Source organism: Kitasatospora sp. Xyl93 (genome assembly GCF_055383135.1).
In genome coordinates this window covers 5,160,155-5,185,409 of the sequence record NZ_AP029185.1, presented here as the reverse complement: position 1 = coordinate 5,185,409, position 25,255 = coordinate 5,160,155, and the positions used below count along the sequence as shown (strand labels likewise).

23 protein-coding genes are annotated in these 25,255 nt (G+C 71.2%); all 23 read right to left on the bottom strand.

The features are described 5' to 3' along the window. Positions 1-52: 52 nt before the first annotated feature. The 23 genes from ACZ5GH_RS23160 to lysA all read right to left on the bottom strand — a co-directional run bounded on the left by ACZ5GH_RS23160 (position 53) and on the right by lysA (position 25,212). Positions 53-553 carry a DUF2550 domain-containing protein gene (locus tag ACZ5GH_RS23160; protein WP_387750317.1) on the bottom strand — a complete coding sequence of 167 codons (501 nt, stop codon included), beginning with the start codon at positions 551-553 and terminating at the stop codon, positions 53-55. A 148-nt stretch (positions 554-701) separates the two neighbouring features. Beyond that, the gene (locus ACZ5GH_RS23155) at positions 702-1,085 is read right to left on the bottom strand and encodes a F0F1 ATP synthase subunit epsilon (protein WP_030057524.1); all 384 of its coding nucleotides are present in this window, start codon (positions 1,083-1,085) and stop codon (positions 702-704) included. A 186-nt stretch (positions 1,086-1,271) separates the two neighbouring features. Beyond that, complete coding sequence (gene atpD / locus ACZ5GH_RS23150) at positions 1,272-2,717, bottom strand: F0F1 ATP synthase subunit beta (RefSeq protein WP_387750314.1); 1,446 nt, start codon at positions 2,715-2,717, stop codon at positions 1,272-1,274. A gap of 2 nt (positions 2,718-2,719) precedes the next feature. Further along, positions 2,720-3,634: a F0F1 ATP synthase subunit gamma gene (locus tag ACZ5GH_RS23145; RefSeq protein ID WP_387750311.1), complete on the bottom strand. Its 915-nt coding sequence runs from the start codon at positions 3,632-3,634 to the stop codon at positions 2,720-2,722. A 32-nt stretch (positions 3,635-3,666) separates the two neighbouring features. Next, positions 3,667-5,241 (bottom strand): F0F1 ATP synthase subunit alpha, encoded by a 1,575-nt coding sequence (atpA, locus tag ACZ5GH_RS23140; protein ID WP_387750308.1) that lies wholly within the window; start codon positions 5,239-5,241, stop codon positions 3,667-3,669. 156 nt (positions 5,242-5,397) lie between these two features. Further along, on the bottom strand, positions 5,398-6,213 hold the full coding sequence (locus tag ACZ5GH_RS23135) for a F0F1 ATP synthase subunit delta (RefSeq protein ID WP_387750305.1): 816 nt from the start codon (positions 6,211-6,213) through the stop codon (positions 5,398-5,400). Beyond that, entirely contained in the window at positions 6,210-6,770 is a 561-nt protein-coding gene (locus ACZ5GH_RS23130; RefSeq protein WP_387750302.1) for a F0F1 ATP synthase subunit B, read from the bottom strand. The genes ACZ5GH_RS23135 and ACZ5GH_RS23130 overlap by 4 nt, the downstream gene beginning before the upstream one ends. Before the next feature lie 35 nt (positions 6,771-6,805). After that, positions 6,806-7,042 (bottom strand): ATP synthase F0 subunit C, encoded by a 237-nt coding sequence (atpE, locus tag ACZ5GH_RS23125; protein ID WP_031074289.1) that lies wholly within the window; start codon positions 7,040-7,042, stop codon positions 6,806-6,808. Between the two features lie 91 nt (positions 7,043-7,133). Beyond that, on the bottom strand, positions 7,134-7,946 hold the full coding sequence (atpB, locus tag ACZ5GH_RS23120) for a F0F1 ATP synthase subunit A (protein ID WP_317620169.1): 813 nt from the start codon (positions 7,944-7,946) through the stop codon (positions 7,134-7,136). 285 nt (positions 7,947-8,231) lie between these two features. Beyond that, on the bottom strand, positions 8,232-8,675 hold the full coding sequence (locus ACZ5GH_RS23115; protein ID WP_464335152.1) for a hypothetical protein: 444 nt from the start codon (positions 8,673-8,675) through the stop codon (positions 8,232-8,234). Between the two features lie 299 nt (positions 8,676-8,974). Further along, positions 8,975-10,264 (bottom strand): MraY family glycosyltransferase, encoded by a 1,290-nt coding sequence (locus tag ACZ5GH_RS23110; protein ID WP_387750294.1) that lies wholly within the window; start codon positions 10,262-10,264, stop codon positions 8,975-8,977. Positions 10,265-10,434: 170 nt separating this feature from the next. Continuing rightward, the gene (locus ACZ5GH_RS23105) at positions 10,435-11,715 is read right to left on the bottom strand and encodes a serine hydroxymethyltransferase (RefSeq protein ID WP_464335151.1); all 1,281 of its coding nucleotides are present in this window, start codon (positions 11,713-11,715) and stop codon (positions 10,435-10,437) included. A 117-nt stretch (positions 11,716-11,832) separates the two neighbouring features. Then, the gene (locus tag ACZ5GH_RS23100; protein ID WP_049658080.1) at positions 11,833-12,474 is read right to left on the bottom strand and encodes an arsenate reductase/protein-tyrosine-phosphatase family protein; all 642 of its coding nucleotides are present in this window, start codon (positions 12,472-12,474) and stop codon (positions 11,833-11,835) included. A gap of 32 nt (positions 12,475-12,506) precedes the next feature. After that, complete coding sequence (locus ACZ5GH_RS23095; RefSeq protein WP_387750288.1) at positions 12,507-13,154, bottom strand: L-threonylcarbamoyladenylate synthase; 648 nt, start codon at positions 13,152-13,154, stop codon at positions 12,507-12,509. Between the two features lie 138 nt (positions 13,155-13,292). Next, positions 13,293-14,159, bottom strand: coding sequence for a peptide chain release factor N(5)-glutamine methyltransferase (gene prmC, locus ACZ5GH_RS23090; RefSeq protein WP_360346986.1), 867 nt, complete (start codon positions 14,157-14,159; stop codon positions 13,293-13,295). Positions 14,160-14,222: 63 nt separating this feature from the next. Then, positions 14,223-15,302, bottom strand: coding sequence for a peptide chain release factor 1 (gene prfA / locus ACZ5GH_RS23085; protein ID WP_387750284.1), 1,080 nt, complete (start codon positions 15,300-15,302; stop codon positions 14,223-14,225). Positions 15,303-15,433: 131 nt separating this feature from the next. Next, on the bottom strand, positions 15,434-15,655 hold the full coding sequence (gene rpmE / locus ACZ5GH_RS23080; RefSeq protein ID WP_329927982.1) for a 50S ribosomal protein L31: 222 nt from the start codon (positions 15,653-15,655) through the stop codon (positions 15,434-15,436). A 388-nt stretch (positions 15,656-16,043) separates the two neighbouring features. Next, entirely contained in the window at positions 16,044-17,120 is a 1,077-nt protein-coding gene (locus ACZ5GH_RS23075) for an LCP family protein (protein WP_464335150.1), read from the bottom strand. Between the two features lie 141 nt (positions 17,121-17,261). Then, positions 17,262-19,373: a transcription termination factor Rho gene (gene rho / locus ACZ5GH_RS23070; protein ID WP_464335149.1), complete on the bottom strand. Its 2,112-nt coding sequence runs from the start codon at positions 19,371-19,373 to the stop codon at positions 17,262-17,264. A gap of 604 nt (positions 19,374-19,977) precedes the next feature. Continuing rightward, the gene (thrB, locus tag ACZ5GH_RS23065) at positions 19,978-20,916 is read right to left on the bottom strand and encodes a homoserine kinase (protein WP_387750274.1); all 939 of its coding nucleotides are present in this window, start codon (positions 20,914-20,916) and stop codon (positions 19,978-19,980) included. A 362-nt stretch (positions 20,917-21,278) separates the two neighbouring features. Continuing rightward, on the bottom strand, positions 21,279-22,379 hold the full coding sequence (gene thrC, locus ACZ5GH_RS23060; protein WP_387750271.1) for a threonine synthase: 1,101 nt from the start codon (positions 22,377-22,379) through the stop codon (positions 21,279-21,281). 10 nt (positions 22,380-22,389) lie between these two features. Continuing rightward, positions 22,390-23,682: a homoserine dehydrogenase gene (locus ACZ5GH_RS23055; RefSeq protein WP_387750269.1), complete on the bottom strand. Its 1,293-nt coding sequence runs from the start codon at positions 23,680-23,682 to the stop codon at positions 22,390-22,392. A 138-nt stretch (positions 23,683-23,820) separates the two neighbouring features. Beyond that, positions 23,821-25,212 carry a diaminopimelate decarboxylase gene (gene lysA / locus ACZ5GH_RS23050; RefSeq protein WP_464335148.1) on the bottom strand — a complete coding sequence of 464 codons (1,392 nt, stop codon included), beginning with the start codon at positions 25,210-25,212 and terminating at the stop codon, positions 23,821-23,823. Positions 25,213-25,255 lie beyond the last annotated feature (43 nt).

Genomic DNA, 25,255 nt, shown 5'->3' with positions numbered 1-25,255 from the left:
CGGCCAGACTAGCCGCCGGGTTAGGCGGCGTTAACCCCGTCTCGGAACACCGCTACGCGACGTTGACTCTCTGGCCGGGCGGAGCCGCCTCCAGCCAGGCCAGGAAGCCGGTCAGCGCGTCCTCGCTCATCGCCAGTTCCAGCGGCGCCCCGTTGTGCAGGCAGCGCAGCACCACCGAGCCGGACAGCAGCGCCAGCTCCTCCTGGCCCTCCGGGTAGCGCCGGCCGAGCACCTCGATCTCCCGGCGCGGCAGCGTCCGGCGCGGCCGCGGGGCGTACGAGAAGACCCGGAACCACTCGATCGAGTCACCGCTGTACCGGCCGATACCAAAAACCCACCCCTTGCCGTCGGTCGGGGGGACCGGGGCGGAGGTGGGTTTGCCGTTCTCGTCGAGGTCGGGCTGCGTCGAGGCGTCGGCGGGCATTTTCAGCCGGTAACTGCAGTCGAAGGTGCCGCCGACCCGCTGGATCAGGCGGCGCCTGACGGCGAAGGCCATCAGCCCGATCACACCCAGGGCCACGACCGCCGCACACACCACAAGCGCGAGGACCATGCTCACCCACCTCCTCGCTACCCGCGTTCCCCGTAGCGGTCGTATCAAGCGACCGCGCTGACCTACCAACTACGACGACAGTCCCGGGGTCACGCTCACGCGTCCCCGGGACCGTCGGTCGACCCCGCTAAGCCGGGGTCCGGCGCACTCAGGCGTGGGCCTTGAGGCCGCGCGCCGCGAACAGACGGACCTCGGCGCGCCGCTCGGCGTGCTCGTCCAGGTCCGACTTGGCCTTCTCCAGTGCGCGCTCGGCACGCGCGACGTCGATCTCGTCCGCCAGCTCGGCGATCTCCGCGAGCAGAGACAGCTTGTTGTCGGCGAAGGAGATGAAGCCGCCGTGCACCGCGGCGATCACGGTGCCGCCGTCCACCGTGCGGATGGTGACCGGACCGGTCTCCAGCACGCTCAGCACCGGGGTGTGGCCCGGCATGATGCCGGTGTCACCGGAGGCCGTACGGGCGACGACGATGGTGGCCGCACCGGACCACACCTTGCGGTCGGCTGCGACCAGCTCGACGTGCAGCTCAGCCAACGTGGGCTCCTAGGCTCATGCAACGCCCGATTACTCGGGAGTTTCGGTAAGAATAACGGCCCCGCGCCTCCGGCATGAAACCGGCGGCACGGATTTGACCGGAATCACAGCCGATGCGACGCGAGGGGTGGTCCCCAGGCTCGGGGGCCACCCCTCACGGTCACGCACAGCTGCTACCGGCCGCGATTACTTCTTCGCCAGCTCGGCGGCGTTCTTCTCGAGGTCCTCGATGCCACCGCACATGAAGAAGGCCTGCTCCGGGACGGAGTCGTACTTGCCGTCCGCGATCGCGTTGAAGGCCTCGATGGTCTCCGACAGCGGCACGGTCGAACCCTCGACACCGGTGAACTGCTTCGCCACGTAGGTGTTCTGCGAGAGGAAGCGCTCGATGCGACGGGCGCGGTGCACCGTGATCTTGTCCTCTTCGGACAGCTCGTCGATACCGAGGATCGCGATGATGTCCTGGAGGTCCTTGTACTTCTGCAGGATCCCCTTGATACGGATGGCCGTGTCGTAGTGGGTCTGCGCGATGTACCGCGGGTCGAGGATGCGGGACGTGGAGTCCAGCGGGTCGACGGCCGGGTAGATGCCCTTCTCCGAGATCGGACGCGACAGAACGGTGGTCGCGTCCAGGTGGGCGAAGGTGGTGGCCGGCGCCGGGTCGGTCAGGTCGTCCGCGGGGACGTAGATCGCCTGCATCGAGGTGATCGAGTGACCGCGGGTCGAGGTGATGCGCTCCTGCAGGAGGCCCATCTCGTCGGCCAGGTTCGGCTGGTAGCCCACCGCGGAGGGCATGCGGCCGAGCAGGGTCGACACCTCGGAACCGGCCTGGGTGAACCGGAAGATGTTGTCGATGAAGAGGAGCACGTCCTGCTTCTCGACGTCACGGAAGTACTCCGCCATGGTCAGCGCGGACAGCGCGACGCGCAGACGGGTGCCCGGCGGCTCGTCCATCTGGCCGAAGACCAGCGCGGTCTTGTCCAGAACGCCCGAGTCGACCATCTCGTCGATGAGGTCGTTGCCCTCACGGGTGCGCTCGCCGACACCGGCGAACACCGACACACCACCGAAGTTCTCGGCGACGCGGTAGATCATCTCCTGGATCAGAACGGTCTTGCCGACACCGGCACCACCGAACAGACCGATCTTGCCACCGGTGACGTACGGGGTGAGGAGGTCGATGACCTTGATGCCGGTCTCGAACATCTCGGTCTTGGACTCGAGGTCCTTGAACTCCGGGGCCTTGCGGTGGATCGGCCAGCGGACCTGGACCTGCGACTCGAACTCGTCCTTGTCGACGTTCAGCACGTCACCGAGGGCGTTGAAGACCTTGCCCTTGGTGATCTGGCCGACCGGGACGGAGATCGCGGCACCGGTGTCGGTGACCTGCGAACCGCGGACCAGGCCGTCGGTCGGCTGCATCGAGATGCCGCGGACCATGCCGTCGCCGAGGTGCTGGGCGACCTCGAGGGTCAGGGTCTTCCGGCCCGTGCCGTCGGGGTTGTCCACCTCGACGTGCAGGGCGTTGTACATGTCCGGAATCGCGTCGACGGGGAACTCCACGTCGACGACCGGGCCGATGACCCGCGCGACGCGGCCCGTCGCCGTGGTCGGCTCAACAGTGGTGGTCATACTCATTCGCTCCCGCGGCTGGCGTCGGCCAGCGCGTTGGCGCCACCGACGATCTCGCTGATTTCCTGGGTGATCTCGGCCTGACGGGCCGAGTTGGCAAGCCGCGTGAGCGACTTGATGAGCTCGCCGGCGTTGTCCGTCGCGCTCTTCATCGCACGCCGACGAGCGGCGTGCTCGGAAGCGGCCGACTGCAGCATCGCGTTGTAGATCCGGCTCTCGACGTACCGCGGCAGCAGCGCGTCCAGGACGCCCTCCGCCGACGGCTCGAAGTCGTACAGCGGGAAGATCTCCGCCTTGGCCGGCGTCTGGTCGCTGAGCTGGACCTCGTCCAGCTTCAGCGGCAGCAGCCGCGCCTCGACCGCGTTCTGCGTCAGCATGGACACGAACTCGGTCGAGATCAGGTGGAGTTCCTCCACGCCGCCCGTCTCGGCCGTGAAGGCCGCGATCAGGTCGGCCGCCACGGTCTTCGCGTCACCGTAGGTCGGCTTGTCCGAGAACCCCGTCCACGAGTCCGCGATCGCCAGACCGCGGAACGTGTAGTACGAGACGCCCTTGCGGCCGACGACGTACGTCACCACGTCCTTGCCCTCGGCCTTCAGGCGCTCGGTGAGCGTCTGGGCGGCCTTGATGGCGTTGGTCGAGTAGCCGCCCGCCAGGCCGCGGTCCGCCGTGATCAGCAGGACGGCGGCGCGCTTGGCGTTCGGGTTCTCGGTGGTGAGCGGGTGCTTCGCGTTGGACCGGGTGGCCACCGCCGTCACCGCCCGGGTGAGCTCATCGGCGTACGGAGTGGAGGCGGCCACCGCGCGCTGCGCCTTGACGATGCGCGACGCGGAGATCATCTCCATCGCCTTGGTGATCTTCTTCGTCGCGGTGACAGAGCGGATCCGGCGCTTGTAGACCCGAAGCTGTGCTCCCATGGGTCGTTACGTCCTTTCCCTCGCTACCGGACTCAGGCCTGCTCGGAGAGCAGCTTGCCGTCAGCGGTCTGGTAACCCTGCTTGAAGGCCTCGATCGCGCTGGTCAGCGCGTCGATGGTGCCGTCGGCCAGCAGACCGGTCTCGACGATGCCGGCGAGCAGGTCCTTGTGCTGCAGGCGGACGTGGTCCAGGAACTCGCGCTCGAAGCGGCGGATCTCGGCGACCGGGACGTCGTCCATCTTGCCGTTGGTGCCGGCCCAGATGGAGACGACCTGCTCCTCGACCGGGAACGGCTGGTACTGGCCCTGCTTCAGCAGCTCGACCATGCGCGCACCGCGCTCCAGCTGGGCCTTGGAGGCCGCGTCCAGGTCGGAACCGAAGGCGGCGAAGGCCTCCAGCTCGCGGTACTGGGCGAGGTCCAGACGCAGACGGCCGGCGACCGAGCGCATGGCCTTGATCTGGGCGGAGCCACCGACGCGGGAGACCGAGATGCCGACGTTCACGGCCGGGCGGATGCCGGCGTTGAACAGGTCGGACTCCAGGAAGATCTGGCCGTCGGTGATGGAGATGACGTTGGTCGGGATGTACGCCGAGACGTCGTTGGCCTTGGTCTCGATGATCGGCAGACCGGTCATCGAGCCGCCGCCCAGGGCGTCGTTCAGCTTGGCGCAGCGCTCCAGCAGGCGGGAGTGCAGGTAGAAGACGTCACCCGGGTAGGCCTCGCGGCCCGGCGGGCGGCGCAGCAGCAGGGAGACGGAGCGGTAGGCCTCGGCCTGCTTCGACAGGTCGTCGAAGATGATCAGGACGTGCTTGCCGGCGTACATCCACTCCTGGCCGATGGCCGAACCGGTGTACGGGGCGAGGTACTTGAAGCCGGCCGGGTCGGAGGCGGGAGCAGCCACGATGGTGGTGTACTCCAGCGCGCCGGCCTCCTCCAGGGCGCCGCGGACGGACGCGATGGTGGAGCCCTTCTGGCCCACGGCGACGTAGATGCAGCGGACCTGCTTCTCCGGGTCGCCCGAGCGCCAGTTGTCACGCTGGTTGATGATCGTGTCGACGGCCACCGCGGTCTTGCCGGTCTGGCGGTCGCCGATGATCAGCTGGCGCTGGCCGCGGCCGATCGGGGTCATCGCGTCGATGGCCTTGATGCCGGTCTGCAGCGGCTGCTTGACCGACTTGCGGGCCATGACGCCGGGGGCCTGCAGCTCCAGGGCGCGGCGACCGGTGGCGGCGATGTCGCCCAGGCCGTCGATCGGGTTGCCCAGCGGGTCCACGACGCGGCCGAGGTAGCCGTCGCCGACCGGAACCGAGAGGACCTCGCCGGTGCGGCGCACGGTCTGGCCCTCTTCGATGCCGCCGAACTCACCGAGGACGACGACACCGATCTCGCGGGTGTCGAGGTTCAGCGCGAGGCCGAGCGTGCCGTCCTCGAACTTCAGCAGCTCGTTCGCCATGACCGAGGGCAGGCCCTCGACATGCGCGATGCCGTCCGCCGCGTCAGTGACCGTGCCGACCTCTTCCACAGAAGCGGCGTCCGGCTGGTACGACTGGACAAAGTCGGCCAGCGCGTCCCGGATCTCCTCCGGACGGATCGTAAGCTCCGCCATCAGGCTTCCCTGCTCTCCTAGTTTGCGATCCTCGGCCCGCCATTGAGGGCCGCAAGTATTCGACTCTCGGCCGGGTCTTCCGAACCGGCCGTACGATGTGCCGGCTCCTTGGGGAGCCGGTTTCCCGACCGAGGGTCGGATGTGCTGCTTCGGTGCTCAGCCTTCGAGCGACTGGCGAGCGCCCTCGAGGCGGCTCGACACGGTGCCGTTGATGATCTCGTCGCCGATCTGCACCCGCACGCCGCCGACGACCTCGGGGTCGACGTCGATGTTCAGGTGGACCTGGCGGCCGTACATCCGGGCCAGAGCACCGGACAGGCGCTCCTTCTGGGTGTCCGACAGCGGCACCGCGGTGGTGACCAGGGCCACCACCCGGCCGCGACGCGCGGCGGCGAGCTTCGAGTAGGACTCGAGACCCTGCTCCAGGCTACGGCCACGCGGCACGTTGACGAGGGCGGTGACCAGCCGGACGGTGCCGGCGTGGGCGCGGCCGCCCAGCAGCTTGCTGATCAGCGCGGCCCTCGCGACGGCACCGGCCTTCGGCTCGGTCAGCGCGGCGCGCAGCTCGTGCGAGCCGCTCACCACCCGGCCGAAGCGGAAGAGCTCGTCCTCGACGTCGTCCAGGGCGCCGGCCTTGTCCGCGGCGATGATCTCGGCGTACGCGGCGAGCTCCTCGGTCGCGTCCACCAGGTCGCGCGAACCCGACCAGCGGGAGCGGACCAGGCCGGAGACCAGGTCCACGGCCTCGCCGGAGACCTGGCCGGTCAGCAGCGAGGTGACCAGCTGGGCCTTGTCCTGGCCCGACCGGGAGGGGTCGGTCAGGACACGGCGCAGCGACACCTCACGGTCCAGCACGGCCGTGACGGCGGTGAGCTCCTCGGCGAGCTTGGCCGCGTCCACCGAGGTGGAGTCGGTCAGGCTCTCCAGGTTCTGCCGGCCGGCGGCGAGGGCCTCGCGGCTGGCGCCGATCACTTGGCCGCACCCTGAGCAACGGCGGCCTTGGCCTCCAGCTCGTCCAGGAAGCGGTCGATGACGCCGCTCTGCCGGGTGTGGTCCTCGAGGGACTCACCCACGATGCGGGACGCCAGCTGGGTGGCCAGCGAGCCCACGTCCTGACGCAGGGCGGCAGTGGCCTGCTTCTTGTCCGCCTCGATCTGGGCGTGACCGGCGGCGACGATGGCCTCGCGCTGGCGCTGGCCCTCCTCGCGCATCTCGGCGAGCTGGGCGGCACCCTGCTCGCGAGCCTGCTCGACGATGCGGGCAGCCTCGTGGCGCGCCTCGGCGAGCTCGGCGCGGTACTGCTCAAGCAGGGCCTGGGCCTCCGCCTGGGCGGCCTCGGCGCGCTCCATCCCGCCCTCGATCGCGTCCCGGCGCTCCGACAGCACCTTCTCGATGCTGGGGAGGAGCTTCTTGCCGAGCAGACCGAAGACGATGAAGAAGCAGAGCAGGCCGATGATGATCTCGGGCCACGCGGGGAGGAGAGGGTTCATCTTCTCCTCGGCCGCGAGCTGGACGATCGCCATGCTCATATCTGGACCTTCCTCAGAAAGGGTCTACGGCGGGATTACTTGTTGCCGAAGACGAACGGCATGACGATGCCGATGAGGGCGAGCGCCTCGGTCAGCGCGAAGCCGATGAACATGTTGGAACGGATGAGACCGGCAGCCTCGGGCTGGCGGGCCATGGCCTGGACACCGTTGCCGAAGATCAGACCGACGCCGATGCCGGGGCCGATGGCGGCGAGGCCGTAGCCCAGCGAGGCGACGGAACCGTAGACAGTGCCCTCAGCGAGGATGCTCATTGACGTTGTCCTTTGCAGGGTGGTGAACCGGTGGTGATTGGCCACCGGGCGATCCGGGAGGTGGTTCTCGGCGGGGCCGCGGCCCCGGGGCTCAGTGCGCCTCTTCCAGGGCACCGGCGATGTAGCTGCTGGCCAGCATCACGAAGATGTAGGCCTGCAGGAACTGGACCAGCAGCTCGAAGGCGGTCAGGGCGATGGTCACCACGAAGGAGACCGAGCCGTAGAGCGCGCCCAGGGTCGGGCTGAGCAGGTACCAGGAGGCGATGGAGAACATCACGATCAGCAGGTGGCCGGCGAACATGTTCGCGAAGGCTCGGACCGCGAGCGTGAAGGGGCGCACGAGGACGTTCGAGAAGAACTCGATCGGCACCAGGATGAACATGACCCAGCCGGGGATGCCCGAGGGCCAGCAGAGGTTCTTCAGACCGCCGACGAAGCCGTGCTTCTTGAAGGTCAGCGTCATGTAGGTGAGCCAGACGATCGCCGCGAGGCCCGCCGGGAACGCGATCGCCGCCATCACCGGGAACTGGGCGAAGGGGATGATCGACATGATGTTCATCAACCAGATGAAGAAGAACATCGAGACGAGCATCGGGACGTACTTCTCGCCCTTCTTGCCGATCGTCTCCAGCACGATGGAGCGCTTGACGAAGTCGTAGCCGATCTCGCCGACCAGCTGCAGCTTGCCGGGGACCAGACGCGGCTTGGCGAAGGCGGCCCAGAAGAAGCCGACCACCAGGAACGCGACGATGAACGACAGCAGCATCGGCTTGTTGAACTCGACGCTGCCGATCGAGAAGATCGGCTTGAACTGGAACTCGTTCAGACCCGGGGCCGGGAAGCCGCAGCCAGCGTCCCCGAAGTGGCAACTGCCTGAGGCGAGGGACGTGAGTTCAGCACTCACCACGGACTCCTTCGTCGTGACGCATGGATACGGCAACCTCGGTGTGTCGGCGTGGCCTGAGGCCACGGAGCGGCACTGGAACTTGATGGGTTTCTCGCCGACCCCGCGCGCCGGTGCACTGCACCACAGCGGGATCATCGAAGACTGCGCGGATCAGGGGGGCGATCCGTCCGCTGTCCGGACAGACCTGGCCTCTTCCCGTACTCCGTTGTTGCGACGGACGATAGCAGCCCGTCAGCGCGGCATAAACACCGCCCCCCTCGTTGGGAGGACAGCCGGGCCTCGTCACTGTTGACGCCCCTTGTCGGAGGGCTTGTCGCCCTTCTTTTCGGAGGCGTCGGGGTCGACGTAGAAGGTCTTGGCCTTGAGTGCGCCGCGCACCTGGAAGCCCGTCCAGATCAGGGCGCAGCCGAGCAGGGTGAAGGCGAACGCCTGCCGGTTGAAGAGGTCGGTGTCCTTGAAGACCGCGAGCACGATGCCGACCAACAGGATCTGCGTGGTGTACACGAGCAGCGCCGCGGCCATCATGATCTGCGGGTTCGACCGGGTCAGCCGGTCGAGCGCGACCTGGCCGAAGCTGAAGAAGGCCATCACCAGCAGCGCGCCGAACAGGGCGCCGAGCAGCCCCTTCCCACCGGCGACGGCGAAGGAGATCGCCATGGCGATGATCCCGGCGACCGCAGTGGGAATCGCGGCGCCTCGGAGGATCCGGGCGTCGGTGGACGGCATGTCGGCAGCTCCGGCGGCATGTCGATGTGGCGGGGGGACGGGCACAACGGGTGGCGGGTGACACCGGACCGAGGCATCGCCGCGGGCCGCCCATCGCAACGGCGGGCCCGGGGAGGGAGACCGACAGGGACGGAAGTCATCCACCTGTCAGGTCTTTCGGCGTGTTCTCGGTACTCGTGAACGGTATCACAAACTATTTGATGAGAGCTTTACCATGAATGTGTGGCACCTGTCACACCAACGGCGCAATGGTTCCGCCGTTCGAGTGAACGCTCTCTGACGGGGCACCAACTCCCTTGTCAGTGGCGGCCGGTGGCCTTGTGGTGGGAGCCGGCCGCGGTGGAGCCCAGCTCGGAGTCCCGGCCGGCTTCACCGAGGAGTTGCTTGTCCTTCGCCGACAGTTCGGCCATCGGACCGGTCCGCTGCCGGCGGTAGCGCGGGGGGACGAAGGCCTGCACCGCCCGCGGGGCGCGCGGCCGGAACCGCGGGATGAGCAGCACCACCAGGCCGACCAGGCAGAGCCCGGCCAGCGCCAGGACGACGGTGCGGCCGGTGTTGGTCACCGAGAACGCCACCGAGCCGAAGGCGATCAGCGCGGCCCAGAAGTACATGATCAGTACGGCGCGGCTGTGCGAGTGGCCGACCTGGAGCAGCCGGTGGTGCAGGTGGCGCTTGTCCGCGGCGAACGGGGACTGGCCGGCCCAGGTCCGGCGGACCACCGCGAGCAGCAGGTCCGCCAGCGGCAGCGCGATGACCGTCAGCGGCAGCAGCAGCGGGATGTAGATCGGCACCAGGGCGTGCACGGCGGCGGTCTGCGAACCGGTCTCGTTGCTGATCAGGTCCGGGTCGACCCGGCCGGTGATGGAGATCGCGGCGACGGCCAGCATCAGGCCCAGCATCATCGAGCCGGAGTCGCCCATGAAGATCCGCGCGGGGTGCATGTTGTGCGCCAGGAAGCCCAGGCACATGCCGATCAGCAGCACGCTGAACAGCACGGCGGGGGCCGCGTCGGAGATCGTGTAGCCGTACCAGAGCCGGTAGCTGTACAGGAAGAAGGCCATCGCGGCGATGCAGACCATGCCGCCGGCCAGGCCGTCCAGGCCGTCGATGAAGTTCACCGCGTTGACCATGACGACGACCAGGACGACCGAGATCACCATGCCCTGGGTCGGGCTCACCGCGACCGGGCCGACGCCGGGCACCGGGAGGGTGATCACCGTGACGCCCTGCCAGACCATCACACCGGCGGCGATCATCTGGCCGCCGAGCTTCACCAGCGCGTCCACGCCCCACTTGTCGTCGAGCACCCCGAGCAGGAACATGATCCCGGCGCCGGACAGCAGCGCGCGGATGTCGGTGCCCTGGGAGAACACCTTGCTCAGGTTGTCGAGCTGCGAGGCGACCAGGATGCCCGCGCACAGTCCGCCGAACATCGCGATGCCGCCGAGCCGGGGGGTGGGCTCGCGGTGCACGTCGCGGGCGCGGACCGGCGGCATGGCGCCGGCCGCGATGGCGAACTTCCGGACCGGGCCGGTCAGCAGGTAGGTGACGGCGGCCGTGCAGAACAGCACCAGCAGATACTCACGCACCACTGGCCTCCTGCATCACTGTCGAACGGGGAGGTACCGAAGGTACTCCCCTGCCGTCCCGGGGTTCGAGGTGCGTCGCCACGGCACACACCTTATTGAGTCGGACGCCGGGACCGTGCATCGCGGTTCGCCCTCCCGGGTAGGAGATCCGGATACCCGCACGGGCCCCGTCACGCCGGGCGGGCGAAGGCCAGCGCCAGCTCCCGGACCCGGGCCGCGGCCGGGGCGGCCGCGCCCCCGGTGAGCACCCGGGCGACCAGTCCGGCGATCTCGGCCAGCTCCGGCTCCCCCATCCCCTGGCTGGTCACCGTGCCCGTGCCCAGCCGGATCCCGGAGGCCTCGGCGACCGGCGCCGGGTCGTACGGCAGCGCGCACTTGCCGAGCAGCAGCCCGGCCGCCGCGCAGCGCCGCTCGGCCTCCGCGCCGGTGACGCCGAGCGGGCTCACGTCGGCGGTCACCAGGTGGGTGTCGGTGCCGCCCGTCAGCGGGCGCAGGCCGGCCTCCGCGAGGCCCGCGGCGAGCGCCCGGGCCCCGGACACCGTCCGCTGCGCGTACGTCCGGTAGGCGGGCGCGGAGGCCTCCGCGAGGGCGACCGCCTTGCCGGCCACCTCGTTCATGGCCGCGCCGCCCTGGCTGAACGGGAAGACCGCCCGGTCGATCCGCTCGGCCAGCTCCGCGGTGCACAGCAGCAGCCCGCCGCGCGGACCGCGCAGCAGCTTGTGGGTGGCCGCCACCGTGACGTCCGCGTACGGCACCGGGGAGGGCGCCACCCCGGCCGCGATCAGCCCGGTGGTCTGCGCGGCGGAGGCGATCAGGTAGGCGTCCACCTCGTCGGCGATCTCCCGGAACGCCGCCCAGTCGGGGTGCCGGGGGTGCGAGATCGAGCCCGCCACGATGGCCTTGGGGCGGTGCTGCCGGGCCAGGTCGCGGACCTGGTCGAGGTCGATCAGCCCGTCGGACTCGCGCACGCCGTAGCCGGTGAAGTCGAACCAGCGCCCGGAGAAGTTGGCGCGCGAGCCGCAGCTGAGGTGGCCGCCGTGCTCCAGCGACATCGCCAGCACCCCGTCACCGGGGCGCAGCAGCGCCGCGTACGTCGCCAGCATCGCCGAAGTCGCCGACCGGGGCTGGACGTTGGCGTGCGGGGCGGCGAACAGCTCGCGGGCCCGGTCGATCGCCAGCAGCTCGGCGGCGTCCGCCAGCGCGCAGCCGGTGTGGTGCCGGCGGCCCGGGTAGCCCTCGGCGTACTTGTCGATCAGCGGGCCGGTGAGGGCCGCCAGGACGGCGGGGCTGGTGAGGTTCTCCCCCGCCAGCAGCTGGATCGTTTCGGCGCGCCGCTCGGCCTCCGCGGCCAGCAGGTCGGCCAGCTGCGGGTCGGCGCGGCGCAGCGCCTCGGACGCCCAGGGGCGCCCGGTCGTCGTGGTCGGGCCGGTCGCTGCATCGGTGACGGTCATGGCGGGGCTCCCGGGCGCTGCGGGGACTGTGTCACCCAGCGTAGGACCGCTGCCGCCGCCCGGCCCGCCGAGCCGCGGCCGGACGGCCCCGTTCGGCGGCGGGGCCCGTCGGCTCGGTCAGCGCGGCGCGGGTACGCCGGTGAGCGCGGTGACCACCGGGTCGACCGCGTGGAATATCTCCTCGCCGCAGTTGCGGAACATGCCGATCGGCGCCCCGTACGGGTCGTCCACCTCGTCCGACTCCGGGGTGGCGGCCAGCAGCCAACCGCGCAGCGCGGCGGCCGCCCGGACCAGCGCGCGGGCCCGCTCGGTGACGTCGGCGCCGCGCCGCGGGTCCGGCAGGGTGCCCGGGTCTATCGTCCGCACCAGGCGGGTGAACTCCTTCAGCGTGAAGGTGCGCAGCCCCGCCTCGTGGCCCATCGAGATCACCTGGGCGCGGTGGTCCAGCGTCGCGGTGAGCACCAGGTCGGCCTCGACCACGTGCTCGTCCAGCAGCTCGCGGCCGGTGAAGCCACCGCTGTCGGCGCCGTACTCGTCGAGCACGGTCGCGGCGTGGTCCTCCATCGGCGCGCCCTCGTGGCCCCAGGTGCCGGCGCTCTCGACCAGGATCCGTCCGGCCACCCGGGGGCTCAGCCGGGTGTCCAGCTCACGCCGGGTCAGCCGCTCGGCGATCGGCGAGCGGCAGATGTTCCCGGTGCAGACGAACAGGATCCGGAAGTGGTCCAGCGGCCTGGGGCCCACGCTCAGGTACGGCGCTATGCCCGGCCCGGCGTGGAGCGAGGCGGTGGGCGTCAACTGCCGGCCTCCAGGTCGGGGACGACCTCCCTCAGCTGCTCGACGCTGATCGCACCGGCCCGCAGCAGAACCGGGACCTTGCCGGTGACGTCGACGATCGACGAGGTGGCGGAGTCCTCGGCCGCCCCGCCGTCCAGGTAGACCGAGATCGCGTCGCCGAGCTGGGCCTGCGCGTCGTCGCAGGTCAGCGGGGAGGACCCGCCGATCCGGTTGGCGCTGGAGACGGCCAGCGGGCCGGTGGCGTTCAGCAGCTCGATGGCGACCGGGTGCAGCGGCATCCGGACCGCGACGGTGCCGCGGGTGTCGCCGAGGTCCCAGCGCAGCGAGGGCTGGTGCCGGGCGACCAGGGTGAGCCCGCCGGGCCAGAACGCGTCGACCAGCTCCCAGGCCTGCTCGGAGAAGTCGGTGACCAGGCCGTGCAGGGTGGTCGGCGAGCCGACCAGCACCGGGGACGGGGTGTTGCGGCCGCGGCCGCGGGCGGCCATCAGCTCGCCGACGGCCTCCGCGGAGAAGGCGTCCGCGCCGACCCCGTACAGGGTGTCGGTGGGCAGCACGACGAGTTCGCCGCGGCGGATGGCCGAGGCGGCCTCGCGCAGACCGGTGGTGCGGTCCCCGGCATCGGCACAGTCGTAGCGGCGGCTCATCGGTGCGGTCCCCTTCCGGAGTGGCTCATGGCGGTCACTACGGCCCTCACTGCGGTCACAGCGCGGCCTTGCGCGCTGTCGTACAGCGTTCGATGTTCACGACCCGACCCTCCGGGCGGTCGTGCTGTGCTCGACCGTTCACGACCCGACCCTCCGGGCGGTCGTGAAGCGCGGCCGGTTGTTGAGGTCGCGGTGGTCGGCGGTGTCCGTCCAGCCGTGTTCCTCGTTGAAGATCCACGGCACCTGGCCGCCCTGCTGGTCGGCGTGCTCGATCACCACCGCGCCGCCCGGGCGCAGCAGTCGGGCCGCGACCCGCTCGATGCCGCGGATGGTGTCCAGGCCGTCCTCGCCGGAGAACAGCGACATCTGCGGGTCGTGGTCGCGGGCCTCCGGCGCGACGTACTCCCACTCGGTGAGCGGGATGTACGGCGGATTGGAGATGACCAGGTCGAAGCGGCCGTCCCAGGAGCGGTCGTCCTCGAAGGCCTTGGTGGCGTCACCGGCGTGCAGGGTGACCCGGGCGCGGTCGGGGCTGGCCTCGATGTTGCGCCGGGTGTACTCCAGCGCGCCCTCGTCCAGTTCGAAGGCGTGCACGGTCGAGCGCGGAAGTTCCTGGGCCAGGGCGAGGGCGATCGCGCCGGAGCCGGAGCACAGGTCCACCACCAGCGGCTCGGCCACGTCCATGTCGCGCACCGCGTCTATCGCCCACTCGACGACCGTCTCGGTCTCCGGCCGGGGCACGAACACCCCGGGGCCGACCTCCAGTTCGAGGTAGCGGAAGAACGCCCGCCCGGTGATGTGCTGGAGCGGCTCGCGCGCCTCCCGCCGGGAGACCGCCTCCCAGTAGCGGGCGTCGAAGTCGGCGTCCTTCACCGTGTGCAGCTGGCTGCGCTTGACGTTGTGGACGTAGGCGGCGAGCTCCTCCGCGTCGAAGCGCGGCGACGGCACGCCGGCCGCGGCCAACCGCTGGGTGGCCTGGGCCACCTCGGCGAGCAGCAGGTTCATCCGTACGACCTCTTGTTTCTGCGCTCCGGCTTCGGGCGAAGCGCGGGCTGGGGCGCGCCGGTCTCAGTTCTCTTGGGCGGCCGCGGCGAGTTTGGCCGCCGCGTCCTTGTCCACGCAGGACTGGATCACCGCGTTCAGTTCGCCGTCCAGGACCTGGTCCAGGTTGTACGCCTTGAATCCGGTGCGGTGGTCCGAGATGCGGTTCTCGGGGTAGTTGTACGTGCGGATCCGCTCGGAGCGGTCGACCGTGCGGACCTGGCTGCGGCGCGCGTCCGAGGCCTCCCGCTCGGCCTCCTCCTGCGCGGCGGCCAGCAGCCGCGACCGCAGGATGCGCATCGCCTGCTCCTTGTTCTGGAGCTGGCTCTTCTCGTTCTGGCAGGACGCCACGATACCGGTCGGCAGGTGGGTGATCCGGACCGCGGAGTCGGTGGTGTTGACCGACTGGCCGCCGGGGCCGGAGGAGCGGTAGACGTCGATGCGGAGGTCGTTGGCGAGGATCTCGACCTCGACCTCCTCCGCCTCGGGGGTGACCAGCACGCCCGCCGCGGAGGTGTGGATGCGGCCCTGCGACTCGGTGGCGGGGACGCGCTGCACGCGGTGCACGCCGCCCTCGTACTTCAGCCGGGCCCAGACGCCCTGGCCGGGCTCGGTGCTGCCCTTGGTCTTCACGGCCACCGAGACGTCCTTGTAGCCGCCGAGGTCGGACTCGTTGGAGTCGATGATCTCGGTCTTCCAGCCGACCCGCTCCGCGAAGCGCAGGTACATCCGGAGCAGGTCGCCGGCGAACAGCGCGGACTCCTCGCCGCCCTCGCCCGCCTTGATCTCCAGGATGACGTCCTTGTCGTCGCTCGGGTCGCGCGGGACCAGCAGCAGCCGCAGCTCCTCGGTGAGCTCCTCCCGGCGCGCCTCGGAGTCCTTCACCTCGGCGATGAACTCCGGATCCTCGGCAGCGAGTTCGCGCGCGGCTTCGATGTCCTCGCCGGCCTGTCGCCACTGCCGGTAGACCCGGGTGATCGGGGTCAGCTCGGCGTACCGCTTGGCCAGCTTGCGGGCGTTGGCCTGGTCGGCGTGGACGGACGGGTCGGCCAGCCTCGTCTCGAGGTCGGCGTGCTCGACGAGGAGCTCTTCGACTGCCTCGAACATGGGGGTGGCCTTCTTCCCGGGGACTCGGAAACGTGTGGGGGGTGGGGAACTCGCGGGGGACGCGAACGGCGCCGGCCCCCGACGCCCCCGACAACAGTACGGGGGCGCCGGGAACCGGCGCCGAGTGAGCGCTAGGCCTTCGCGCTGTGCTGCTTGCCGAAGCGGGCCTCGAAGCGGGCCACGCGGCCACCGGTGTCGAGGATCTTCTGCTTGCCGGTGTAGAACGGGTGGCACTGCGAGCAGACCTCGGCGCGGATCTCGCCACTGGTCTCGGTCGAGCGGGTCACGAACTCGGCGCCACAGGTGCAGGTCACGCGGGTGACCACGTACTCGGGGTGAACGTTGGACTTCAAGGGGGTCTCCTAGGTTTCGGGAGGGCACCGGGTCGGCGGCTGGAGCGCCGCACGTGAACCGGGACCGACGGACCAGTCTGCCAGGACCGGCCGCATCTTCCCAAACCGGGTCGCGTTCCGGGATATTCCGGGCCCCCTCAGCGCCTGGAGGCGAGCGGGCGAACAGCAGCACCCGCCCCGAGCCGAAGGGCGCGCCGGTGCCGAAAGGGAGAAGCGAGGGAGCGACGAAGGAGCGAGGGAGCGCCGACCGTCGGCGCCGGGTCAAGAGCGCCCGGAGGCGAGCGGGCGAGTAGCAGCACCCGCCCCGAGCCGAAGGGCGCGCCGGTGCCGAAAGGGAGAAGCGAGGGAGCGACGAAGGAGCGAGGGAGCGCCGACCGTCGGCGCCGGGTCAAGAGCGCCCGGAGGCGAGCGGGCGAGTAGCAGCGGGGTTCTCCGGCTGCGTGGAGACGACGGCCGGGGGGAACGGCTGGTCGGCCTTGAGCGCCGCCCAGACCTGCCCGGCCTGCGGCTGCTGCGGCACCACCCGGTTCGGGTCGCCGGGGGCCGCCGCCACCGGCAGGGTGACCATGCTCAGCTGGTCCGGGCCTATCCCCTTGAGCTCCTGGGCGAGCCCCACCAGCGCGTTCACCGAGCCGAGCGCGGAGTCGGTGGTGATGCTCCTGGTCACGGTGTCGCCGAGCGACCACAGCTTGACCGGGTTGGTGAGCAGCCCGCTCCCCCCGGCCTGCTTCAGCAGAGACCGCACCATCTGCTTCTGGAGCTCGATCCGGCCGAGGTCGCTGCCGTCGCCGACGCCGTGCCGGGTGCGCACGAAGGCCAGCGCCTGCTGTCCGTCCAGGTGGTGCTCGCCGGGCGGCAGGTCGAGCCCGCTGTCCTTGTCGTGGATGGCCACCGTGGTGGTCACGGTGGCCCCGCCTATCGCGTCCACGACCCGGGCGAAGCCGGCGAAGTCGATCTGCAGGTAGTGGTCCATCCGCAGCCCGGTGAGCTGCTCGGTGGTCCTGACCGCGCAGGCCGCGCCGCCGCTCTCGAAGGCGCTGTTGTACATCGCGCGCTTGGCGCCGGGCACCGTCCGGCCGTTCGCGTCGGTGCAGTCGGGGCGGGCGACCAGGGTGTCGCGCGGGATCGAGACGATCTGGGCGCGGGAGTGGTCCTGGGTGATGTGCACCACCATCGCGGTGTCCGAGCGGGCGGTGTCGCCGGTGTCCCCGCCGGCGATCGAGCCGTTGGCGCCGCTCCGCGAGTCGGAGCCGAGCACCAGGATGTTGAAGGAGCCGTCGGTGGCGGCCGGCGGCCGGGCGTCGCCGAGCCGGGCGTCGATGTCGACGCTCCTGATGTTGCCGTTGAACCTGAAGTAGGCGAAGAGGGCCGCACCGGCGCCGAGGACGACGAGCGCGGCGAACGCGCAGGCCGCCGTCCGCAGGAGCCTGCGGCGGCGACTCGGGACCCTCTTGTGTTCGGCCATACGGTCCAGGGTAAATCGGACAAGGCGCGCCAAACGCCCCCAAGTTGTCCCGACTCCGGAACAAACCGGGCCGGACGCGACGGAACCCCGGACCGCTCGCGCGATCCGGGGTTCCGTGCTTCGACAGCCGTCCGGCTACGGTCAGTCGCCGGAGCCGGGGGTGGTCTTGGCGATCTGCATCAGGAACTCGGCGTTGCTCTTGGTCTGCTTCATCTTGTCCAGGAGCAGCTCGATCGCCTGCTGCGAGTCGAGCGCGTGCAGCACCCGGCGCAGCTTCCAGACGATGGCCAACTCCTCGCTGCCGAGCAGGATCTCCTCCTTGCGGGTGCTGGAGGCGTCCACGTCGACGGCCGGGAAGATGCGCTTGTCCGAGAGCTTCCGGTCGAGCTTGAGCTCCATGTTGCCGGTGCCCTTGAACTCCTCGAAGATCACCTCGTCCATGCGCGAGCCGGTCTCGACCAGCGCGGTGGCCAGGATGGTCAGCGAGCCGCCGTTCTCGATGTTGCGCGCGGCGCCGAAGAACTTCTTCGGCGGGTACAGCGCGGTCGAGTCGACACCGCCGGACAGGATGCGGCCGGAGGCCGGCGCGGCCAGGTTGTAGGCACGGCCGAGGCGGGTGATCGAGTCCAGCAGGATGACCACGTCGTGGCCCAGCTCCACCAGGCGCTTGGCGCGCTCGATGGCCAGCTCGGCGACGGTGGTGTGGTCCTCGGCCGGGCGGTCGAAGGTCGAGGAGATGACCTCGCCCTTCACCGACCGCTGCATGTCGGTGACCTCTTCCGGACGCTCGTCGACCAGGACGACCATCAGGTGGCACTCGGGGTTGTTGTGGGTGATCGCGTTGGCGACCGCCTGGAGCACCATGGTCTTGCCGGTCTTCGGCGGCGCGACGATCAGACCGCGCTGGCCCTTGCCGATCGGCGACACCAGGTCGATGATCCGGGTGGTCAGCACGCCCGGGTCGGTCTCCAGGCGCAGCCGCTCCTGCGGGTACAGCGGGGTGAGCTTGTTGAACTCGGGACGGCCGCGGCCGCTCTCCGGGTCCATGCCGTTGACGGAGTCCAGCCGCACCATGGCGTTGAACTTCTCGCGGCGCTCGCCGTCGCGGGGCTGGCGCACCGCACCGGTGATGGCGTCACCCTTGCGCAGGCCGTTCTTGCGGACCTGGGCGAGCGAGACGTAGACGTCGTTCTGGCCCGGCAGGTAGCCGGAGGTGCGCACGAACGCGTAGTTGTCGAGGATGTCGAGGATGCCCGCGACCGGGATCAGGACGTCGTCCTCGCCGATCTGCGGCTCGACGGGGCCGGCCTCGAAGCCGTCGCGGCCACGGCGGCCACGGCGGTCGCGGTAGCGCCCGCGCCGGCCGCGGCGGCCCTCGCCGAACTCGTCGTCCTCGTAGCCGCCCTGCTGGGCCTGCGGCTGCTGGGCCTGCTGGGTCTGGCGGCCCTGCTGCTCGGCCTGGCCGCCCTGCTGCTGGCCGCCGCCCTGCTGGGACTGGCGGTCGGTGCGGTCGGTGCGCTCGCGGCGGTTGCGGCGGTCGCGGCGCGACTCGCGGCCGTCGCCGTCCTGGGCCTCGCCGCCCTCCTGGCGGTCGGTGCGCTCGGTGCGCTCGGTGCCGTCGCGGCGCTCGCGGCGCTCACGGCGGTCGCGACGGCTCTCGCGGCCGTCCTCCCGGCTCTCGAAGCCGCGGGTCTCGGCCGGGCGGGCCTCGGCCTGCTTCGACTCGGCGACCGCGACGCCGGCGGCCTCGGTGGCGGCCTCCGCGGCCGGAGCGGTGGGCGCTCCGGCGGCCGAGGTGGCCCGGCGGCGGGTGCGCTCGGCGCGGGCGGGCGCGGCGGTCTCGGCGGCGGCCTGGACCGGGATCTCGATCTGGGTCTGCGGCTCGGCGGCGGCCGGGGCCTCGGCCTCCGCCTTGGCGGCGGCGGCCTTGGTGCGGCGGGCCGGCTTCTCGGCCGGGGCCTCGGCGTCCGCCTTGGCGGCGGCGCGCTTGGCGGCCGGGGCGGCGCCACCGGCGGCGAGCAGCGGGTCCCCGCCGCTCTTCTCCTTGATGGTCTCGATCAGCTGGCTCTTGCGCATGCGTCCGGTACCGGTGATGCCAAGGTCCGCGGCGAGCTTCTGGAGCTCGGCCAGGACCATGCCGTCCAGGCCCGCGGCGGCACTGCGGCGGCGCCGCGCCGGGGCAGCGGGGGCGGCGGCTGCGTCCGACGCATCGGCGTCCGGGCGCGCGCCCATCAGATCGGTGGAGTCGCTCACTAAGGGTCCTTCCCTGGAGCGGACGTCGGCCTGTCTGGCTCGGCGACCGGTTGTGCTGTCCTGACCAACGCTCGACTGCGTCGGTCCGAGGCGGTGGTCCCTCGAATGGCGGGAGCCCGTCGAGGGAGAGCTACGTACGAGGTGCGGTGCGTGAAGCACGGTGGTGCTGAGTGGCGCGTGGGCCGGTCGTGTGTCGACCTCCCCTGAGGGCGTAACCCCCACGCTCCCTGCGAATCCCGGGCCCCCGTCGCGTGACGGTGGCCCGCGCTCCGCCCGTCCTGTGCCTCTAGGTGGGAGGCCGCGGGTGGGAGTCAGGTGCCGTCACGGCTTCGGGATGCGGCCGCATGTCGCGCAGGCAGGCTGCGTACGCGCTGCGGTGGGCTCCCGGAGAATCGTCGCCCCGTGGATCGCCGGGGCTCCACTGCCGTGGAGCGCTGGGATCGGGACGCGGCGCACCTAGCCCCGGAGGGCACCTGGTGCAGCAATGAGGTTAACACTACCGACTCCCTCAGACATTCCCCAGCCTCGCGCTTGCCAATCGTGTCCGTCGGAGCCGGCTCGGCGGGGTGCCGCCACCGCGCCCCGAACGGCACGTTCGGGCTGCTCAGACGTCCAGCGGGAGCACGACGGCCCCGGCTCGGTCGACCTCCAGCCGGTGCGCGGCGAACGCCGGGTCGCCGCCGTGGCCGTGGTGCCCGGCGAAGGAGAGCACCTTGTCGGCGCCCGCCTCGTCGGTGAGCGCCAGGACGGTCGGGCCGGCCCCGGAGATGACCGCGGGGACCCCCTCGGCGCGCAGCGCGCCGACCAGGGCGGCGCTGTCCGGCATGGCGGACGCGCGGTAGTCCTGGTGCAGCCGGTCCTCGGTGGCGGCGAGGAGCAGCTCGGGGCGCCGGGTGAGCGCCTCCACCAGCAGTGCGGAGCGGCCGGCGTTGACGGCCGCGTCGGCCAGCGGGACGGTTCTCGGCAGCAGTCCGCGCGCGGTCTCGGTGAGCACCTCGCCGGCCGGCACGAACACCACCGGGACGACCTGCTCGGACGGCTCCAGCGCGACGGCCTTGGCCGACTCCTCGTCGGTCCAGGCGATGGTGAAGTTGCCGCGCAGGCAGGCGGCCACGTTGTCCGGGTGGCCCTCCAGCTCGGAGGCGAGGGCCAGCAGGGCGTCGTCGTCCAGCGCGGACGGGCCGCCGATGGTCACCGCGCGGGCGGCCACGATGCCGGCGCAGATGGCGGCCGAGGAGGAGCCGAGGCCGCGGCCGTGCGGTATCCGGTTGGCGCAGACCACTTCGAGGCCCCGCGGCTGGCCGCCGAGCCGGTCGAAGGCGGCGCGCATCGAGCGGACCAGCAGGTGGCGCTCGTCGCGCGGCAGCGTCTCGGCACCCTCGCCGGCGATGTCGACGGAGAGGCCGGAGTCGGCGACCCGGACGACCACGTCGTCGTACAGACCCAGCGCGAGCCCGAAGGCGTCGAAGCCCGGGCCGAGGTTGGCGCTGGTCGCGGGAACCCTGACCCGGACGGCGGCGGCACGGAACGCAGGACCGGCCATGCGGTGGACTCTCCTGGGGAAATCGGGCGGCGCGGAGCGCGTCGTCGGTGCGATGGCGGGGAACGGACCGCGGCCCCTCCGGGGCGGGCGGTCGCGACGGTCGGCGCGGCCCGGACCCGCCGGGCCCGGGGCATGTGCCACACGGCCGAAGCCAGAGTATCGAAGAGAGGTTCCCGAGCGGTACACCTCGTGGGCCTTCGATCTGGTGTGTTGCCGTTCTGGCCGGAATGCGCACCCCGCCCGGCCGGGGAGGGGGGCGGAAACGCATTGCCGCGCGCGGCGCGATTGACACAAAAGTGTCAGTGGGGAACTCCGACGGGCCGACCCCCGAAAGGGTCGGCCCGTCGGGGCGTCAGGCCTTTCTAGCGGTCGAGCAGTCCGAGGCTGCGGGCGGCCGCCTCCGGGTCGATCGGGACGACCTGCGGCTGCGGCGCGCCGGCCACCGCCCAGTCCGGGTCCTTCAGGCCGTTTCCGGTCACGGTGCAGACGATCCGCTGGCCCGGGTCGACCAGGCCGGCCTCCGCCTTGGCCAGCAGGCCGGCCACCGAGGCGGCCGAGGCGGGCTCCACGAAGACGCCCTCCTGCGAGGCCAACAGCCGGTAGGCGGACAGGATCTGACGGTCCGTCACCTTGTCGATGAGGCCGCCCGAGTCGTCCCGCGCGGCGAGCGCGAAGTCCCAGGAGGCCGGGTTGCCGATCCGGATCGCGGTGGCGATGGTCTGCGGCTTGAGCACCGGCGCGCCGTCCACGATGGGGGCCGAGCCGGATGCCTGGAAGCCCCACATCCGCGGGGTGCGGGCGGCCATGCCGTCGGCGGCGTACTCGCGGTAGCCCTTCCAGTACGCGGTGATGTTGCCCGCGTTGCCGACCGGCAGGACGTGGATGTCCGGGGCGTCGCCGAGCATGTCGACGATCTCGAAGGCCGCGGTCTTCTGACCCTCGATCCGCACCGGGTTCACCGAGTTGACCAGCGCCACCGGGTACTTCTCGGACAGTTCACGCGCAAGGGTGAGGCAGTCGTCGAAGTTCCCGTCGACCTGCAGGATCCTGGCGCCGTGCACCAGCGCCTGGCCCATCTTGCCGAGGGCGATCTTGCCCTGCGGGACGAGCACCGCGGAGACCATCCCGGCCCGTACCGCGTACGCGGCGGCGGAGGCCGAGGTGTTGCCGGTGGAGGCGCAGATGACCGCCTGCGCGCCCTCCTCCTTGGCCTTGGAGATGGCCATCGTCATCCCGCGGTCCTTGAAGGAGCCGGTCGGGTTGGCGCCCTCGACCTTGAGGTAGACCTCGCAGCCCGTGCGCTCGGAGAGCACCTGGGCCGGGACCAGGGGCGTGCCGCCCTCCAGCAGGGTGACCACCGGGGTGGCCGCGGTGACCGGCAGGCGGTCCCGGTACTCCTCGATCAGGCCGCGCCACTGGTGGGTGTGCGCGCCTCGGACGACGTTCTCGGCAACGGCGTTCATGGCTGGTTCCTTATTCCCCTTCGACCCGCATGATGCTGGCCACGTCCCGCACGCTGTCCAGCGCGCGGAGCTTGTCGACCGTCGCCGACAGCGCGGCGTCGGTGGCACGGTGGGTGACCACGACGAGCGAGGCGTCGCCGTCGCGGCCCTGCTGGCGCACGGTGTCGATGGAGACGCCGTGCTCGGCGAAGACGGACGCCACCTGGGCGAGCACGCCCGCGCGGTCGTCCACGTCCAGGCTGACGTGGTAGCGGGTGACCACCTGGTCCATCGGCTTGGCCGGCAGCTGCGTGTACAGCGAGTCACCGGGGCCGGTGGCGCCGGCCAGCTTGTTGCGGCAGACCGCGACCAGGTCGCCGAGCACCGCGGAGGCGGTCGGCGAGCCGCCCGCACCGGGGCCGTAGAACATCAGCCGGCCGGCCGCCTCGGCCTCGACGAACACCGCGTTGTACGCCTCGCGGACGGACGCCAGCGGGTGCGACAGCGGGATCATCGCCGGGTGGACGCGCGCGGTGACGGACGCGCCGTCGGCGGCCCGCTCGCAGATCGCGAGCAGCTTGACCACGCAGCCCATCTCCTTGGCCGAGGCGATGTCGGCCGCGGTCACCTCGGTGATGCCCTCGCGGTAGACGTCGGCCGCGGTGACCTCGGTGTGGAAGGCGATGCCGGCCAGGATCGCGGCCTTGGCGGCGGCGTCGAAGCCCTCGACGTCGGCCGTCGGGTCGGCCTCGGCGTAACCCAGCGCGGTGGCCTCCTCCAGCGCCTCCGAGTAGCCGGCGCCGGTGGTGTCCATCTTGTCGAGGATGAAGTTGGTGGTGCCGTTGACGATGCCCAGCACCCGGTTGACCTTGTCGCCCGCGAGGGACTCGCGCAGCGGACGCAGTAGCGGGATCGCGCCCGCCACCGCGGCCTCGTAGTACAGGTCGACCCCGGCCTCGGCGGCCGCGGCGTGCAGCTCGGTGCCGTCCTTGGCGAGCAGCGCCTTGTTGGCGCTGACCACCGACGCACCCCGCTTGAAGGCGGACAGGATCAGCGATTTGGACGGCTCGATGCCGCCCACCACCTCGACCACCACGTCGATGTCGCCCCGGTTGACCAGGGCCTCGGCGTCGGTGGTGATCAGGTGCTCGGGGACGCCGGGGCGGGTCCGCCCGGCGCGGCGGACCGCGATCCCGGCCAGCTCGACCGGAGCACCGATGCGAGCGGCGAGGTCGTCGGCCGTCGTCGTCATGATGCGCGCCACCTCGGAGCCCACCACACCACAACCCAGCAACGCCACCTTCAGCGGGCGCGTACGCATCATCCGACTCCGCTCTGCATTCATCTGCTTCGGTAATTTCCGGCGGGTTTTCCGGGACCGCCGGGAACTTCGGTCCGTACCAGTCTCCGGGACTTTCCGTACGGATCTACGGTCGTTCCATGATCTGAGACGAGGATTTCGTCATCCGATATCCAGACGCAGGAGATCCTCCTCCGTCTCGCGCCGGACGATCACCCGCGCCGCACCGTCCCTGACGGCGAGCACGGGAGGCTTGAGCGCGTGGTTGTAATTGCTCGCCATCGAGCGGCAGTAGGCGCCGGTGGCGGGCACCGCGATCAGGTCGCCGGGGGCCAGGTCGGCCGGCAGGAAGGCGTCCCGGACGACGATGTCGCCGGACTCGCAGTGCTTGCCGACCACCCGCACCAGCATCGGCTCCGCGTCGCTGGTGCGGGACACCAGGGCCACCGAGTACTCGGCGTCGTACAGCGCGGTGCGGATGTTGTCCGACATCCCGCCGTCCACGCTGACGTAGGTGCGCAGGCCCTCCAGCGGCTTGACGGTGCCGACCTCGTACAGCGTGAACGCGGTCGGGCCGACGATCGCCCGGCCCGGCTCCACGCTCAGCCGGGGGGTGGCCAGGTCGGCGGCGGCGCACTCGCGGCGCACGATCTCGGCCAGCGCGGCCGCGATCTCGGCCGGCTCGCGCGGGTCGTCCTCGCTGGTGTAGGCGATGCCGAGGCCGCCGCCGAGGTCGATCTCGGGCAGCTCGACGCCGTGCTCGTCACGGATCCCGGCCAGCAGGCCGACCACCCGGCGGGCGGCCACCTCGAACCCGGCCATGTCGAAGATCTGCGAGCCGATGTGCGAGTGGATGCCGCGCAGCTCCAGGCTGTCGTGGCGGAGCACCCGGCGCACCGCCTCGGCGGCCGCGCCGCCGTTGAGCGAGAGGCCGAACTTCTGGTCCTCGTGCGCGGTGGCGATGAACTCGTGGGTGTGCGCCTCCACGCCGACGGTGATCCGGATCAGCACCGGCTGGCGCACGCCCTGGTGGGCGGCGATGGAGGCGAGGCGCTCGATCTCCTCGTAGGAGTCGACCACGATGTGCCCGACGCCGCTCTTCACCGCGTGCTCGAGCTCGTCCACCGACTTGTTGTTGCCGTGCAGCGCGATCCGCTGCGGCGGCATCCCGGCGGCCAGCGCGACGGCCAACTCGCCCGCGCTGCACACGTCGAGGTTGAGGCCCTCCTCGTGCAGCCAGCGCACGACGGCCTTGGAGAGGAACGCCTTGCCGGCGTAGTAGACGTCCGCGCCGGTGCCGAAGGCGTCCCGCCAGGCGCGCGCCCGGCCGCGGAAGTCCTCCTCGTCCAGCACGTAGGCGGGGGTGCCGAACTCGGCGGCCAGCCGCCGGACGTCGACGCCGCCGACGGTGGCCACGCCGTCGGCGTTCCGGGTGACGGTGCGCGACCAGACCTTGGGGTCGAGCGCGTTCAGGTCGGCGGGCGGGGCCTGGTAGTGGCCCTCCGGCAGTACGTCCCCGTGCCGGGGTCCTGCCGGGTGTGCGGAACGACTCATGCTTCCCAGTGTCCTTCGAGACCTATGGCGAGGGGCGGCGACG